Annotated in this window: 12 protein-coding genes; 3 read left to right on the forward strand and 9 right to left on the reverse strand. The window is 70.4% G+C overall.

Going from position 1 to position 14903, the window contains the following annotated elements; translation table 11 throughout:
- Nucleotides 1-74: 74 nt before the first annotated feature.
- Nucleotides 75-1289 (reverse strand): GGDEF domain-containing protein, encoded by a 1215-nt coding sequence (locus ABDJ40_RS23090; RefSeq protein ID WP_347613254.1) that lies wholly within the window; start codon nt 1287-1289, stop codon nt 75-77.
- 94 nt (nt 1290-1383) lie between these two features.
- Complete coding sequence (locus ABDJ40_RS23095) at nt 1384-2904, reverse strand: AMP nucleosidase (RefSeq protein WP_347613257.1); 1521 nt, start codon at nt 2902-2904, stop codon at nt 1384-1386.
- 203 nt (nt 2905-3107) lie between these two features.
- Between ABDJ40_RS23095 and ABDJ40_RS23100 the strand changes: the two genes are divergently transcribed.
- Nucleotides 3108-6665, forward strand: coding sequence for an alpha-1,6-glucosidase domain-containing protein (locus ABDJ40_RS23100; RefSeq protein WP_347613259.1), 3558 nt, complete (start codon nt 3108-3110; stop codon nt 6663-6665).
- A gap of 81 nt (nt 6666-6746) precedes the next feature.
- On the opposite strand, the gene ABDJ40_RS23105 is transcribed toward ABDJ40_RS23100, so the two are convergent.
- Together ABDJ40_RS23105 and ABDJ40_RS23110 are read right to left on the reverse strand one after the other, a co-directional pair.
- Entirely contained in the window at nt 6747-7346 is a 600-nt protein-coding gene (locus tag ABDJ40_RS23105; RefSeq protein WP_269630490.1) for a phage tail protein, read from the reverse strand.
- Between the two features lie 69 nt (nt 7347-7415).
- Nucleotides 7416-8105 carry a PEP-CTERM sorting domain-containing protein gene (locus ABDJ40_RS23110; RefSeq protein WP_269630489.1) on the reverse strand — a complete coding sequence of 230 codons (690 nt, stop codon included), beginning with the start codon at nt 8103-8105 and terminating at the stop codon, nt 7416-7418.
- Between the two features lie 206 nt (nt 8106-8311).
- Here ABDJ40_RS23110 and ABDJ40_RS23115 point away from each other — a divergent pair, with 206 nt between their 5' ends.
- The gene (locus ABDJ40_RS23115) at nt 8312-9436 is read left to right on the forward strand and encodes a lactonase family protein (RefSeq protein ID WP_347613260.1); all 1125 of its coding nucleotides are present in this window, start codon (nt 8312-8314) and stop codon (nt 9434-9436) included.
- A gap of 3 nt (nt 9437-9439) precedes the next feature.
- On the opposite strand, the gene ABDJ40_RS23120 is transcribed toward ABDJ40_RS23115, so the two are convergent.
- On the reverse strand, nt 9440-9967 hold the full coding sequence (locus tag ABDJ40_RS23120) for a CreA family protein (protein WP_347613262.1): 528 nt from the start codon (nt 9965-9967) through the stop codon (nt 9440-9442).
- Nucleotides 9968-10037: 70 nt separating this feature from the next.
- The gene (locus tag ABDJ40_RS23125; protein ID WP_347613263.1) at nt 10038-11984 is read right to left on the reverse strand and encodes a M61 family metallopeptidase; all 1947 of its coding nucleotides are present in this window, start codon (nt 11982-11984) and stop codon (nt 10038-10040) included.
- 116 nt (nt 11985-12100) lie between these two features.
- Between ABDJ40_RS23125 and ABDJ40_RS23130 the strand changes: the two genes are divergently transcribed.
- Nucleotides 12101-13195: a calcium:cation antiporter gene (locus ABDJ40_RS23130; RefSeq protein WP_430765672.1), complete on the forward strand. Its 1095-nt coding sequence runs from the start codon at nt 12101-12103 to the stop codon at nt 13193-13195.
- Nucleotides 13196-13207: 12 nt separating this feature from the next.
- Here the strand turns inward: ABDJ40_RS23130 and ABDJ40_RS23135 are convergent, their stop codons facing one another.
- Genes ABDJ40_RS23135 through ABDJ40_RS23145 form a run of 3 tightly spaced genes read right to left on the reverse strand, consistent with a single transcriptional unit; the run spans nt 13208 to nt 14613 of the window.
- Nucleotides 13208-13804: a YdeI/OmpD-associated family protein gene (locus tag ABDJ40_RS23135; RefSeq protein WP_269630483.1), complete on the reverse strand. Its 597-nt coding sequence runs from the start codon at nt 13802-13804 to the stop codon at nt 13208-13210.
- 9 nt (nt 13805-13813) lie between these two features.
- Nucleotides 13814-14197: a rhodanese-like domain-containing protein gene (locus tag ABDJ40_RS23140; RefSeq protein ID WP_347613265.1), complete on the reverse strand. Its 384-nt coding sequence runs from the start codon at nt 14195-14197 to the stop codon at nt 13814-13816.
- 23 nt (nt 14198-14220) lie between these two features.
- Nucleotides 14221-14613 (reverse strand): rhodanese-like domain-containing protein, encoded by a 393-nt coding sequence (locus ABDJ40_RS23145; protein WP_347613267.1) that lies wholly within the window; start codon nt 14611-14613, stop codon nt 14221-14223.
- Nucleotides 14614-14903: the final 290 nt, after the last annotated feature.

Genomic DNA, 14903 nt, shown 5'->3' on the forward strand with positions numbered 1-14903 from the left:
CCCGTCGGGTGGACGGGTTTGCCTCATTCCAAGCAAGCAGCGTGCCAGTGCGCAAAGGCAGGCAGATGACGGGGTCAGCCCGTCTTTTCGGCAGGGGTCCAGCCGGGCTCGTCGCACAGGCGGCCACGGCCGCTGCGCTTGGCCTCGTACAGGGCGGCATCGGCGCGGCGCATCATGTCCTCGACGCTGCGATCGCCCGGGCGCAGCAGGGCCCAGCCCGCGCTGAAATCCAGTGCAAAGCCCAGCTCCTTCTCGGCGCGCGCATGTAGCACCGCCCGCAGGCGGGCGTCCATGGCGCGCGGCCCCAGTTCGTCACTGCGGGCCAGCAGCACGCAGAACTCCTCGCCGCCCACGCGCCCGGCCAGGTCGCCCACGCGCAGCACCTGCTGCACGCAGCTGGCGAAGAGGGCCAGGGCGCGGTCTCCGCCTTCGTGGCCGTGGTCGTCATTGACCTTCTTGAACAGGTCCAGGTCCAGCATGACCAGGCATAGCGGCTCGCCATGGCGCCGGGCCAGGGAGATCAGCTCCTCGGAGCGGCTGCCAAAGGCGCGGCGGTTGGCCAGCCCCGTCAGGGCGTCCGTGTGGGCCTGGCGCTGCAGGTGCAGCTCGGTCTCGCCGCGCCAGGCCACCAGGATGGCCAGCACGCTGACCAGCAGCATCACGTGTGCGCCGAGGATGATGGCCTGCGTGAGCAGCGCTTCCCACCCCACCTCCCGCCCGAGGAAATGCAGGCTGGCGCGCAGCAGGGGGACGCTGGCCATGGCGCCAAACCCCAGCCCGAGCAAGGTGCGCCATGCCCGATCCTTGTGCTCGACGGGCGTGATGTGCCTGATTTCGAGGCCCTGCTGCTCCGCCTCGCGCGGCCAGGAGCAGGCCAGGGCCAGCGCCAGCATCTGAAGGGAGAGGCCCAGGCCGGACCAGGCGATGGCGAAGTGGTCGGCGCCACTGCCGTCCAGCACCGAGGCGAGGGCCAGCACCAGGGGCGCGCCCATCATCGCCCAGCGGCCCGGGCGCCGGCCCAGCCAGTCCCGAAGTGCCAGCCACAGGGCGCTGAGGCTGGCACTGAGGGCCAGCATGGCGACGAAGCCGCCCAGGCCATCGCTGATCGGTGCCCCGGAGGACTGGCGCAGCCACAGCGCCATCCAGCCCACGCACTGCAGCGCGATATAGCCTTGCGCGAAACGGGCCGCGCGGCTCACGGCAGCGCCCATCAGCAGGGGCAGCATCACCATGAGGCTCAGCAGCTCCAGCAGGAGCAGGCTCAGCAGCGTGGGGGTGTCCAGGAGCATGGGGTCGAGTCTTGCCTGGGAGCGGGGCGTTTCCCCATTGTGGGGCTGGCCGGCCGCAAAAGTCACGCGATGGTGCACACCACCGTGGGGCCGATCACTGGAAGGCCACCTCGGCAAAGCTGCGCAGCTTGCGGCTGTGCAGCTTGCCGGCCGGGCTGGCGCGCAGCAGCTCGATGGCGCGCAGGCCGATCCGCAGGTGCTGGTCCACCCGCTCGCGATAGAACTGGTTGGCCATGCCGGGCAGCTTGATCTCGCCGTGCAGTGGCTTGTCGGAGACGCACAGCAAGGTGCCGTAGGGCACGCGGAAGCGGAAGCCGTTGGCGGCGATGGTGGCGCTTTCCATGTCCAGTGCGATGGCCCGGCTCTGGCTGAAGCGCCGCTCCGGTCCGCCCTGGTGCGCGCTGGGCAGCAGCTCCCAGTTGCGGTTGTCGGTCGAGGCCACGGTGCCGGTGCGCAGGATGCGCTTGAGCTCGAAGCCCGACAGCTGCGTGACCTCGGCCACCGCGCGCTCCAGCGCCACCTGCACCTCGGCCAGCGGCGGGATGGGCACCCACAGCGGCAGCTCCTCGTCCAGCACATGGTCCTCGCGCACGTAGCCGTGGGCCAGGACGTAGTCGCCCAGCTGCTGGCTGTTGCGCAGGCCGGCACAGTGGCCCAGCATCAGCCAGCAGTGCGGGCGCAGCACGGCGATGTGGTCGCTCATGGTCTTGGCATTGGCCGGGCCGACGCCAATGTTGACCATGGTGATGCCGCTGGCGTCGCGGCGCAGCAGGTGGTAGGCCGGCATCTGTGGCAGGCGCAGGGGCGGCAGGCCCGGTGCCATGGCGGCGAACTCGGCCTCGCAGCCGGCGCGGGCCGTCCAGACATTGCCGGGTTCGACGAAGCCGATGCAGTCGTCCAGCTCATGGGCTGCGGCGGGGTCGGGTGGCGCCTGCATCAGCTCGCGGCCCAGGCGGATGAACTCGTCGATGTAGAACTGGTAGTTGGTGAAGAGCACGAAGTTCTGGAAGTGCTCGGGCGAGCAGCCGGTGTAGTGGCGCAGGCGGTGCAGGGAGTAGTCCACCCGCGGCGCGGTGAACAGCGACAGCGGCTCGGGCTCGCCCGGCGCCGGCTCGTGCGTGCCGTTGGCGATGCCGTCGTCCATGGCGGCGAGGTCCGGCAGGTCGAAGCACTCGCGCAGCAGCAGGCGGCGCTCGGGTGGCAGATCGCCCTCGAGGTGCTCGTGCTCGCTGAGCGCGAAGTGCAGGGGGATGGGCGCGGTGCTGCTGCCGATCTCCAGCTCGGCGCCGTGGTTCTTCAGCAGCAGCGCGAACTGCTCGCGGTAGTAGCGGCCGAAGAGCTCGGGCCGGGTGAGCGTGGTCTCGTAGACGCCGGGCCCTGCCACGAAGCCATAGGCCAGGCGTGAGTCGCCACGGGTGAGCCGCTCGCTGCGCAGCCGCACAAAGGGATAGCAGGCCCGTACGCGGCCCACGTCTTCGCCCCGCAGAAAGCGCTGCAGGGCCTCACGCAGATGGCTCACCCCCTGCGCATAGATCAGCTGCACCTGCTGCCAGGCTGCCTCGGCCTCCTGGAAACGTTGGGGGGCGACGAAGGGGGCGGTGTTGGCAATCTTCATGGAGGCTCCTGGATCCATTGTGGCTCGGAAGCGGAGGCCTCGCGGTCAAGTAGCAAAGCTACTCTCCGAGGCGTTATTTGTTGAATCCTTTGGTGATTACGACAGGTTTCCGAGGGTTGCTCCGATCTTTTGAATGTAGTTTTACTTCAATACCATGCCGGCAGGCCGCGGCCAGGACCGCGCCAGCACCGGAGCGAGACACCATGAATGCGATGTACCGGCCCAAGGGCCGCGGCTGGCTTTGGGCCGGTCTGCTGTTCCTGACCCTCACCCTGGCCTTGGCTGGCTGCGGTGGCGGTGGCGGTGGCGATCCCGCCGCGTCGACCCCGCCGCCGCCCGCCGACGACCCCCTGCTGAGCCAGGGCGGCACTGCGGCTCCCCATCTCCTGCTGCAGGCGCTGCCGGCGCCCGGCACGGGCGGCAGCGGCGGCAGCACGGACCGCACCACGCTCACGGTGCACTACAAGCGCCTCGACGGCGACACCAGCGGCTGGCAGCTCCACAGCTGGGGTGCGGGCCAGGACCCGGGCTGGAACAGCGGCCACAACCCCAGCGGCAGCGACAGCTTCGGCGCGATCTACCAGGTGCCCCTGGTGGCCAGCTCCGGCACCGTGGGCTACCTCTTCCACAAGGGCGACACGAAGGACCACGGCGGCGCGGACCAGAGCTACACCCTCAAGGCCGGCAGGAACGAGATCTGGCGCATCGAGGGCGACCCGAGCACCTATTCCGCCAATCCCAGCGGGGCGGCGCTGCCGGACCTCAAGACCGTCCGCGTGCACTACAAGCGCTATGACGCCCACTACGCGGCCTGGGGCCTGCATCTGTGGGACGGCAGCGGGCTGGACGTCTCGCGCCTGGCCGGCCTGAATGTGGGCAACTGGGGGACGCCCGTGCCCCTGGCCCAGATGCCGGGCTACAGCGCCGGCAGCAGCGAGGTCGTCTTCGACCTGCCCGTGCTCAACCCGCAGGGCGACGCCTCGCGCAAGACCGTGGAGTTCATCATCCACGGCCTGCCACCCCGCGAGGGCGACAAGGACGGCCGCGAGCAGAACATCCGCGTGGACTACGCCGCCCTGCACATCACGAACCAGGTCGGCGAGGTCTGGCTGGTGCAGCAGGACGCAACGGTCTACACCGCTGCACCGGACACCCGCTCCGTCTCCGCCAGCGATGCCCGCGCCGTGTGGCTCAACCGCAGCCTGATCCAGTGGCCGCGGGTGGACGCGGGCGGGGTGCACAAGCTTTACCACTCGGCCACCGGCCAGATCATGGTGGCCAAGGACGCGAAGCTCAGCGGGGCCGATGGTGCGCTGGTGCTGAGCCGCTCGACGGCGGCCGTGCCCGCGGCCGTAGCCGAGCGCTTCAAGTACGTTGCTCCCGGCGTGGTGCTGGGCCTCAAGGACGGCGACCAGGCCCGCCTCGGCGAGCTGCTGAAGCAGCAGCTGGTGCTGGTGCAGGAGGATGCGAATGGCCTGGTGCAGAACGCCACGACCGTGCAGCTGGCCGGCGCGCTGGACGACCTCTATGCCTCCGCCGCCGCGCTCACTGACCTCGGCGCCACCGTGGCTGGCGGCAGCACGCGCTTCAAGCTCTGGGCGCCCACGGCCCAGGCGGTGCGTGTGTACACCTATGCGGGCAGCAGTGGTGATCCGCTCAGCGTGGACCTGCTGACCTTCGATGCCGCCACGGGCGCGTGGTCCCTCAGCAAGGCCGCGGACCTCAGCGGGCGCTACTACCGCTATGCCGTGGACGTGTTCGTGCGCGGCAAGGGCCTGCTGCGCAATTTCGTGACGGATCCGTATTCGGTGAGCCTGGGCGTGGACTCTGCGCGCAGCTACATCGCCAGCCTGGACGCAGCGGCCCTCAAGCCCGCCGGCTGGGACCAGAGCGCGCCGCCGGCGACCGTGAGCCGCAACACCGACATGAGCATCTACGAGTTGCACCTGCGGGACTTTTCGGCCACGGACGCCAGCGTGCCGGCCGAGCACCGCGGCAAGTACCTGGCGTTCACCGATGCGTCCAGCCGGGGCATGCAGCACCTGAAGGCTCTGGCCGCGGCCGGCCTGACCGATGTGCACCTGCTTCCCGTCTTCGACCTGGGCAGCGTGCCCGAAAGCGGCTGCAGCACGCCAGCCATCAGCGGCGCGCCCGACGCCGAGATCCAGCAGGCCGCCGTTGCCGCGGCTGCCGCGGGAGACTGCTTCAACTGGGGCTACGACCCCTACCACTACGGCGCGCCCGAAGGCAGCTATGCCAGCGATGCGGCCGACGGTGCCAAACGCATCCTCGAGTTCCGCCAGATGGTCATGGGGCTCAACGCCGCCGGCCTGCGCGTGGGCATGGACGTGGTCTACAACCACACCGTTGCTTCGGGCCAGGACACGGTCAAGTCGGTGCTGGACCGCGTCGTGCCGGGCTACTACCACCGGCTCAACGCCAGCGGTGGCGTGGAGACCTCCACCTGCTGCGACAACACGGCGACCGAGAACCTGATGATGGGCAAGCTGATGATCGACACCGCGATCCGCTGGGCCCGCGACTATCACATCAGCTCCTTCCGCTTCGACATCATGGGCCACCAGCCGCGCGCCGTGATGGAGCAGCTCAAGGCCGCGGTGGCCGCGGCCGCGGGCCGCCCGGTGCAGCTCATCGGCGAGGGCTGGAACTTCGGCGAGGTGATGGACGGCGCCCGCTTCGTGCAGGCCTCCATGGGGTCGCTCAACGGCTCGGGCATTGGCAGCTTCAACCCCTTCATCCGCGACGCGGTGCGCGGCGGGAGCCCCTTCGATTCAGGCAACGCGCTCATCGCCAACCAGGGCTGGATCAACGGGCTCTACCTGGATCCGAATGCGCAGTCCGGCGGTCGCAGCCGCAACGACCTGATGTGGCAGGGCGACCTGATCAAGTCCGGCCTGGCCGGCTCGGTCAAGGGCTTCCCGCTGCAGACCCACTGGGACGCCAGCGTGACCCTGGAGCAGCTCAACGGCGCAGGCTATGTGGCCGAGCCGGGCGAGGCGGTCAACTACATCGAGAACCACGACAACCAGACGCTCTTTGACATCAACGCCTGGCGCCTGCCGCAGGGCAGCTCGCGCATGGACCGGGCGCGGGTGCAGATCCTTGGTGCAGCGATCAATGCCTTCAGCCAGGGCGTGGCCTACTTCCATGCCGGCGTGGACGTGCTGCGCAGCAAGAGCCTGGACCGCAACAGCTATGACGCCGGCGACTGGTTCAATCGTCTGGACTGGAGCTACCAGGACAACGGCTGGGGCAGCGGCCTGCCGATGAAGAGCGACAACGGCGACAGCTGGGCGCTGATGAAGCCCCTGCTGGCCGATGCCTCGATCAAGCCCGGCGCCACCGAGATCGCCTGGACCCGCGATGCCTTCCGGGACCTGCTGCGCATCCGCGCCAGCTCCAGCCTGTTCCACCTGCCCAGCGCGGCGGAGATCAGGCAGCGCCTGCGCTTCCACAACACCGGTTCCGGGCAGCAGGAGGCGCTGATCGTGGGCCAGCTGGAGGGTCGCGGACTGGCAGGGGCGGGCGTCCAGGAGCTGGTCTATGTCTTCAATGCCGACAAGCAGGCCCGCAGCGTCGACATCCCGGCCCTGCAAGGCAAGGGCTACCGCCTGCATCCGGTGCATCTGGCCAGCGCTGCGGCCGATGCGCGCATCGCGGCCGAGGCCCGCTACGACGGCGGCACGGGCCGGTTCACGGTGCCGGCGCGCTCGGCCGTGGTCTTCGTGATCGGCCTCTGAGCAGGGGGAGAGCCCCATGCAAAAGGCCAGCCTGCGGGCTGGCCTTCTTCGTTCCCGCGGCCCCTCGCCGGGGCCTTGCGCTCAGGGGCGCGAGGGGAAGATGCCTTCGGTGGCGATGAAGCAGTTCATCGTGACGAAGGGCTGCATGTTGTTGAAGGGCTGGCCGCCGCCGGCCACGCTGCTCATCGTCGGGGCCATGGTGTTGCCGGGCGTGGCATCGGCATACAGCGTGGTGCGGGCCTTGGTGGCCGGGGCCTTGCCGGTGGGCGAGATGCTGTTGGCGTCATTGCTGCTGGCGACAGGCGCCACGCTGTGGCTGTGCGGCGGCATCTGCGAGGCGCTCAGGGTCTGGTTCTCGGTGCCGCCCTGCTCGCCCAGGTTGCGATAGGTCAGGCCGGGGCCCATGCCGGTGTGGATCATGACGCGGCCGCGCATGTCGGGCAGGCCGAAGGTCACGCGGCCGTCGCCGCCGTAGGTGGTGCCCAGCAGCGAGAACAGCGCCGTATTGGTGGCGATGGGCAGCAGCTGGCCGTTCATCGCCGCCCAGCCGCGCGGCGCGAAGTTGAAGCCGGCGCACATGACCTGGCCGATGAAGGGCTCGGCCTGGGCCTGGGCTTGCTGGGCCAGGCCCAGGGTGGCGACGAGGCCCAGCAGGGCGCTGCGGATGCGGAGGGTGTTCATGCGTTGTGCTCCTTGATGTCGGGATGCGGATCCGGAAATGGGGTCAGGTCTTGCCGATGCGGCAGAGGCTCAGCGCTTCAGGGCCTTGCGGCGGCTGGCCGCCCCGGCGGCGCAGGCGGCCAGCAGGGCGAGGGACAGGGCTTGCGGCTCGGGCACGTCGCTGGCCTTGCCGGCGGGCGTGAAGCGCAGGTCGTCCACGTCGAAGACGAAGAAGAAGTCGCCATTGCTCTTCAGCGTGATGCTGTTGAAGGCGTCGCCCGCATCGCCGGCCACGAAGCCCATGAAGTAGGCGTAGCTGCCGGCGCCGTCCGTCAGCGCGCCGCTTTGCGGGCCGTTGCTCAGCACGGTGCCGCCGATCGACAGCGTCAGGTCGCCCTCGATCACGTCGCCGCCGGCCACCACGTAGAGGCCGAAGGCGCGCAGGGCGCTGCTGAAGGTGAAGGTAAGGGTGTCACCGGAGCTGAACTGGTCCAGATTGCCGGCATCGTCCACGCCCAGGAAGTGCGTGCCCGAGGGGTTCCACAGGCCGGCCTGGTTGCGCACGCTGGGCGCCAGGCCCACGGCGGTGCTGCCGCTGACGCTGAAGCCGCCGGGCGGTGGGGACTCGAAGTCGACGAGGCTCTGGCTGCCCAGGCCGGCGCTGGCGGTGTTGAAGCTCACCAGGCTGGTGCTGCCGACCAGCGCCGCCTGAGCGGCACCGGCCAGGCCCAGCAGCAGCGTGGGCAGGACGGCCCAGGTGCGCATTGGCTTGTGTTTCATGGGATCACTCCTTGCTTGTGCAGGCCCCGCACGACACGGGGTTGCATCAGGCGGGCTTGTACGCCTGTCGAGCGGACCTGGGCGGCCGCTCCCCCAAGTACTAGGGGCACTGGGTTGCGGGTTCGGTCCACAATGGAGCAGTCCAATCGCGTACCAATTTACGGTCGGATGCGCTGAAGCGGCCGGCCGGAAGCCCGAGCTGCCGCATGTCCTCCTCCTCTGTCGCGATGCCCGTGCTGGCCCATGTGGGCAGCGCCGATCCCGAATCCGGCCGACTGTGGCGGTTTCGTCAGCATGAAACCACCGGCGCCCTGCAGGCCGAGGCGGCCGTGCCGGCGCTGCCCAGGGCCAGCTGGCTGCTGGCAGATGCCGCCCGTGGCCTGCTCTACGCCGCCCATGAGCTGCGCCACTTCGATGGCCGTGCCCAGGGCGCCCTGGCTGTCTATCGCCCTGGGCCGCAGGGCACCGAGTGCCTGCATCGGCAGGGCAGCGGCGCCGACAGCCCCGTCCACCTCGCCCTGCTGGGCCAGACCGTCATGCTGGCGCACTACGAGGAGGCGGCCCTGAGCCTGTGGCGTCTGGATGAGGCCGGCCTGCCGACGGGCCTCGGTGCGGTCTGGCCCAGCGATCCCCGAGGCCGCTGGCAGCCGGGCCCCCGCCGGCCGCAGAACGCGCCGCCCGGCAGCCGCGCCTGCAGCGGCCACGAGGCGGCGCACCTGCACATGGTGCGGGTCAGCCCCGACGGCCGTCATGTGCTGGCCACCGACCTGGGCCTGGACCGCCTGCAGGTCTGGCGGCATGAGGGCCCGCTGCAGCTGCGGCCGCTGGAGGGCATCGCGCTGACGCCGGGGTCAGGGCCGCGGCACTTCCTCTTCGCACCCGGGCGGGGGGACCGCGTGCACGTGCTGTGCGAGGAGTCCTCCACACTGGCGACCCTGCATTTCGACGCCGCCACCGGCCACCTGCAGCTGCTGGACGAGACCAGCGTGCTACCCGCAGGATTCGCCGGCACCAGCTATGCCTCCGACCTGCTGCCGGCGCCCGACGGCCGCCACCTCTACGCGCTCAACCGCCTGTTCGACGCGGTGAGCCTCATCGCGCTCGAGGCCTCAGGCCTGCCCCGCGTGCTCGACCACGTCTGGACTCGCGGCTCCTATCCTCGCAGCGCTGCACTGGACCCCGCCGGCCGCTTCCTCTACGTCTGCAATGAGCGCAGCGACCAGCTGGCCGTGCTGCGCGTCGAGTCCGGCATGGAGCTGCGCCCGACCGGCCTGCACGTGCCGGTGCCGCAGCCCGTCAGCGTGCACCTGGGCCGCTGGGCTGGGGCATGACGCTCACTTGACGGGGATGGGCGTGGCCCGGTCCACGGGCACTGCGGTCACGCTGTTCTGGGGCGAGCCCTCGATCAGGCGGTCCGAGTAGGTCAGGTAGACCAGCGTGTTGCGCTTGGTATCGACCATGCGCACGATGCGCAGGCGCTTGAAGACGAGGGAGATGCGCTCGTTGAACACCTCTTCCTGCTGCGGCAGGGCCTTGGTGAACTGGATGGGCCCGGTCTGGCGGCAGGCGATGGAGGCCTCGCTCTTGTCCTCGGCCAGGCCCAGCGCGCCCTTGATGCCGCCGGTCTTGGCGCGCGACACATAGCAGGTCACGCCTTCCACGCGGGGATCTTCATGGGCGTCGACCACGATCTTGTGGTCCGGGCCGATCAGCTTGAAGACGGTGTCGACCTCGCCGATGGTGTCCGGGCGTGCCAGGCTGGCGGTCGCCCCCAGCAGGCTCAGGGACAGGCCGGCGGCCAGCAGCAGGGGGCGCCGCAGGACAGGGGGCAGGGCGCGGGGCAGGGCGGACGGCGCAGGCATGAGGGGCTCCTTCTCCGGGAATCACGAGAGGCCCCCATTATTGGCACGCCCCCAGGCGGGCAGGCAAAGGTCACCGGGGCTGCAGGATGGCGGCGTCCAGCCGCTCGGTGCCGCCCGCGCTGCGCACCAGGCGCGGGTAGCGCAGGCCCTCGCGGTAGTCGATGCGCACCGGCCGGTACTGCTCGCCCTCGCGCACCAGCAGCTCCAGCGGGGCCTGCCCCGTCTTGTTGGCCGTGATGGCGGCGGACAGTCGCTCGCCCTTGTAGGCCGTGCCATTGACTGCGACCACCGTCAGCGCGCGGCTCATGCCCGCGCGGAAGGCGGGGCTGTCCCACAGCACGCGCTCCACCTTGCCGTCGCGCTTGAGCACCAGGCCCAGGGAGTAGCTGAAGTCGTCGTTGCGCCACTCGCCGTCCTCGGCCTGGTGGCGCTGGAACTCGCTGGGCTGCTCGGCCCAGTCCAGGCGCCAGCCGGCGCGGGCCAGGCCGTCCAGCGGCGCTCCGGGGCCGTGGCTGTCCAGGCGCTCGCGCAGGAAGCGGGCCCAGTCGTGGGCCTGGACCTCACCCAGCGCCGCCACGATGTCCTCGAAGCGATAGCTCAGGGGCTGCTGGCGGCCGTCCTGGATGCCGAAGAAGCGGCGGGCGAAATCGTCCAGGCTGCGCTGGCCGCCGCTCTTCTCGCGGATCAGGGTGTCGGCATCCAGCCAGATCAGGGTGGATTCGGGGTAGTAGTCGGCGCCGCGCTGCCAGTTGCTCCAGTCCGGCTCGCTGCGCGAGCGGGCCATGGCGCCTTCGTTGGTGGTGTCCTGCAGATTGCGCCAGACGCGACCCGCGCGGTGGCTGAGCATGGCCACGGTCTGCGCGAGGGTGTCGCGCATCTGCTCGGGGCTGACCAGGCCGGCACGCACGGCCAGCACGCGGCCCCAGTAGTCCGTCTGGCCCTCGTAGAGCCACAGCAGGCTGTCCTGCATGGGGACGTTGTAGTCGGGCGTCAGCAGGTCGGCCGGGCGGCGGAACTTGCCGTTCCAGGAGTGCGCGTATTCATGGGGCAGCAGGCTGCGGGCGCCCGGGCGGTGCGCCCAGTCCTTGAAGTAGCCGGGCCGCACACCGTTCTCGCTGCTCTGGTGGTGCTCGAGGCCAATGCCTCCCATGCGTTCGGAGATGGCCAGCAGGAAGTCGTAGTGCTCGAAATGCCGCGAGGCGAAGAGCCGGTCCGCCTGCTGCACGAGGCGCCGATGGGCCTCCACCTGCGCCTCGCTGGCCTGCAGCTCCTCGGGGCTGTCGGCCATGATGTTCAGGACCACGGGCCGCGGCTGGCCCGGCGGATCGAGCTCGATGCGGCGCAGGTGCCGGCCGGCGAAGATCGGCGAATCCATCAGCGTCTCCAGGCTGACCGGGGCGAAGCGCAGCACCTCCGGATCGCCGCTGCCACCCTCCTGCACACGCAGGGCGCTCGCCTGCTGCCAGCCGGTGGGCAGGCGCAGCTCGGGTTGCACCTGGATGCGGTCGACCCGGTGCCCGGCCGGATAGAGCACCATGCTGATCCACTGCAGGTTCAGCATCTCGCGGGTCATCACCACCCGGCCGCTCTCGCGGTTCAGGGCGCTGAGGAACTGGTGGCGGATCTCGACCTGGCGCACCCCCTTGGGGATCTCGACATGGAAGGCGCTCGGATCCACGGTATCCCGCGTCCAGGGCAAGACCTGACCCTCCGCCTGGATCTGCAGGCCGGCGATGCGGTCTACCTCGCCATAGGGGCCATGCGCACCGGGCAGGTAGCGCGGGTGCAGCAGGGCCAGCCGGCCTGGCTGCACGGGCAGCCGCTGGCGGACCTGGAAGACACGGTGGTCCAGGTCGGTGGCGTCCACGCGGACCTGCATCACCCCGGGGTAGGGGCGATCCTGGGCCTTGGGAACCTGGGCTTGCGCAGGTGCCGGGCCCAGCGCGGCGGCGATCATGCCGGCCAGCAGCAGGGCGCGCAGGCCGTGGCCCTCTTTCTTGCTCGCACCAGAACGCATCGGTCCCTCCCTTGTTGGAGAGCGCACCATAGCGGTGTCTGCGGACTTGCGGCAGCAGGAAGTCCCGCAGTGACTTTGGGCATGGGGGCGTCGCCCGGCTGTGCTAGCGTCCTGCCATGCGCATCCTGATCTCACGCCTGCCTGCTGCCCTTCCCCTGTGGTCCCTCATGGCGCCACTCGCCGCCCTGCTGGCCCTGGCCTGGCCGGGCGCCCAGGGGGGCGTGCTGGCCTTGGTCGGCCTGTGCCTCGGCGCGGCCGTGCTGGCGGCCGTGCACCACGCCGAAGTGGTGGCTCACCGGGTGGGCGAGCCCTTCGGATCGCTCGTGCTGGCGGTGGCCGTCACGGTGATCGAGGTGGCGCTGATCGTGTCCCTGATGCTGGCCGGCGGCGAGGGGGCGAGCTCGCTGGCGCGAGACACCGTGTTCTCGGCCATCATGATCGTCTGCAACGGCGTGCTGGGCCTGTGCATCCTGGTGGGCGGCCTGAAGCACCGGGTGCTGGCCTTCCGCGTCGACGGCACCAGCCCCGCGCTGGCTGTGCTGGCGGCCCTGGCCACGCTGACCCTGGTGCTGCCCAGCTTCACCACCAGCTCGCCGGGGCCCACCTTCGCGCGGCCGCAGCTGATGTTTGCCGGGGTGGTCTCCCTGGTGCTGTATGGCGCCTTCGTCTTCGTGCAGGCCTGGCGGCATCGCGACTACTTCCTGCCCGTGCAGGACGAAGGCGGTGACAGCGCCGACCACGCCGAGCCCCCCAGCACCGCCGTGGCCTGGGCAGCCCTGGGCCTGCTGATGGTCTGCCTGGTGGGCGTGGTCGGCCTTGCCAAGCGCCTGGCGCCGCCCATGGAGGCCTTGGTGCAGAACCTCGGGGCGCCACCCTCGCTGGTGGGCGTGATGGTGGCCCTGCTGGTGCTGCTGCCCGAGACCCTGGCCGCCGTGCATGCCGCCGCGCGCAACCGGCTGCAGACCAGCCTCAACCTGGCCCTGGGCTCGGGCCTGGCCAGCATCGGCTTGACGATTCCTGCGGTGGCGGTGCTCTCGCTGTTCCTGCCGAACCCGCTGGTGCTGGGCCTGCCGCCCACGGGCATCGTGCTTCTGGTGCTGAGCCTGGTGGTTGGCGCCCTGACCCTGGGCAGCGGGCGCGCCACCGTACTGCAGGGCGCCGTGCACCTGGTGCTGTTCGCCGTCTTCCTGTTCCTGGCCGTTGTGCCCTGAGCAGGGCAGGCTTCAGCAGTTCTCGTACTTCCAGTTGCGGCGCTTGCCCTCGCCCAGCCACTCGACGGCCTGGGCAATGCGCTTCTCGCGCGTCTCCTCGCGCTTGGCCTCGGCGATCCAGTCGAGGTACTCGCGGCGGTGGCCCGGCGGCAGCCGCTCGAAGAAGGCCTGGGCGGCCGGCTGCACGCTCAGGGCTTGGGCGAAGGCCGGCGGCATGTCCGGGACCGGCTTGGGTGCCTGACGGACCTGGCGCTGCGGCTTGACGCCCTGGTCGATCAGGCCCTGTGCCTTCTTGAGCATGGCCTTGAGCTCGGCCTTGGGGGGCAGGTCCGCGAGCTGGGTGAGCTTGCCCAGTTCACCCATGCCCTCACGGCGCTCGCTGGCGCCGGTGACTGCCTCGCCCTGCCAGAAGCCGATGCTGGCATGGGCCTTGAAGGCCGCCATGCTGGTGAGGATGCGGCCGCCCCACATGAAGTGAGGGAAGCCCCACTTGATGGTCTCCTCCACGCCCGGACACTGGGCATGGACCAGCTCGCGCCAGAAGCTCAGCAGGGGCTGGGCGAAGGGGGCGGACTTCTCGATGTAGGCGTCAACGCGGGGATCCTGCATGGGCTGGGACTACATGCCGCGCAGCAGCGGCTCGTGCAGGCGGCCGGACAATTCCAGCGCGCCGCCGCCATAGTAAGCGCGTGCCCAGCCCAGTCGGCGCAGTTCGGCCACGGCCAGCTCGGCGCGCGCGCCGGTGGCGCAGTAGACCAGCAGCGGCGTTTCCATCGGCCAGTGCTGCAGCGCCATGATCTCGCCCAGCCGGGGCAGGGGCATGCTGTGTGCGCCAGGCAGGTGGCCGGCCATGAACTCGGCGTAGGAGCGCACATCGACGCGCAGGGCGTCGGGAGGCCAGTCCATGGACGGCGCGGATGCCGGTGGCGCGGCCTCGGCGGGCGGCTCGGCGCCGCTGTCCATCATGGGCTCGGGCCAGTGCAGTTGAGAAACCCACAGCATCACGGTGACCTCCTGTCGGGTGATCAGAGACCGGACTCCAGCGCCCGTCCCAGGCGGCGCGCCAGCAGCACGGGCGTGCCGGCATTGCAGGCCGCCTGGTAGCCCAGGCGCTGCAAGAGGCCCAGCGCCTGCTCGGCACGGTGGCCGCTGGCGCAGTAGAGGGCAATCGGCTGGCCTGGATCCGGAGCCAGGTGGACGATGTCGTCCGCCAGGCGAGGCAGGGGCAGGCAATGGGCCCCGGCGACATGGCCGGCCATGAACTCCGAGTAGGAGCGCACGTCGATCAGCAGGACCACCTCCGCATCAAGAGGCGAGGGCGCTTGCGGCAGCCCGGGCGGCTCGGCCATGGCGGGCAGTTCGGTGATCGACAGGCCGGCCTGGACTTCAGGCGGCAGCAGCGAAGACGTCCAGAGCATGGAGACCTCCGGGAGGCGGCGGGCTTGCGCCCAGGCCCTCTTTTTACGCCTAAGTCGGCGGGTTCGCCAGTCGGTCGCCGACGGGGGAGTCTCTGGCGGCTGGTGTGCGAAAGGTCGCATACAACAGTCGGCAACCCGGCTTGACAGTGCGCCATCGGCAGGCGTCCACTGCTGTTGCAGGATCCGGTCCGCGCTGGACCGATCTGCCGACCGGAGGCTTGCGCTGTGCGTCACGACGCCGGCGAACGCAGCCGGTCGAGGGAGGCCCCACGGGCCGAGGGCGCCGGGTA

The organism is Roseateles flavus (assembly GCF_039872765.1).
Taxonomy (GTDB): Bacteria; Pseudomonadota; Gammaproteobacteria; order Burkholderiales; family Burkholderiaceae_C; genus Roseateles_B; species Roseateles_B flavus.

Bases quoted from the DNA above. Each gene is read 5' to 3' on its own strand.
- ABDJ40_RS23090 (WP_347613254.1), bottom strand. From the start codon at position 1,289: ATGCTCCTGGACACCCCCACGCTGCTGAGCCTGCTCCTGCTGGAGCTG.
- ABDJ40_RS23095 (WP_347613257.1), bottom strand. From the start codon at position 2,904: ATGAAGATTGCCAACACCGCCCCCTTCGTCGCCCCCCAACGTTTCCAG.
- ABDJ40_RS23100 (WP_347613259.1), top strand. From the start codon at position 3,108: ATGAATGCGATGTACCGGCCCAAGGGCCGCGGCTGGCTTTGGGCCGGT.
- ABDJ40_RS23105 (WP_269630490.1), bottom strand. From the start codon at position 7,346: ATGAACACCCTCCGCATCCGCAGCGCCCTGCTGGGCCTCGTCGCCACC.
- ABDJ40_RS23110 (WP_269630489.1), bottom strand. From the start codon at position 8,105: ATGAAACACAAGCCAATGCGCACCTGGGCCGTCCTGCCCACGCTGCTG.
- ABDJ40_RS23115 (WP_347613260.1), top strand. From the start codon at position 8,312: ATGTCCTCCTCCTCTGTCGCGATGCCCGTGCTGGCCCATGTGGGCAGC.
- ABDJ40_RS23120 (WP_347613262.1), bottom strand. From the start codon at position 9,967: ATGCCTGCGCCGTCCGCCCTGCCCCGCGCCCTGCCCCCTGTCCTGCGG.
- ABDJ40_RS23125 (WP_347613263.1), bottom strand. From the start codon at position 11,984: ATGCGTTCTGGTGCGAGCAAGAAAGAGGGCCACGGCCTGCGCGCCCTG.
- ABDJ40_RS23130 (WP_430765672.1), top strand. From the start codon at position 12,101: ATGCGCATCCTGATCTCACGCCTGCCTGCTGCCCTTCCCCTGTGGTCC.
- ABDJ40_RS23135 (WP_269630483.1), bottom strand. From the start codon at position 13,804: ATGCAGGATCCCCGCGTTGACGCCTACATCGAGAAGTCCGCCCCCTTC.
- ABDJ40_RS23140 (WP_347613265.1), bottom strand. From the start codon at position 14,197: ATGCTGTGGGTTTCTCAACTGCACTGGCCCGAGCCCATGATGGACAGC.
- ABDJ40_RS23145 (WP_347613267.1), bottom strand. From the start codon at position 14,613: ATGCTCTGGACGTCTTCGCTGCTGCCGCCTGAAGTCCAGGCCGGCCTG.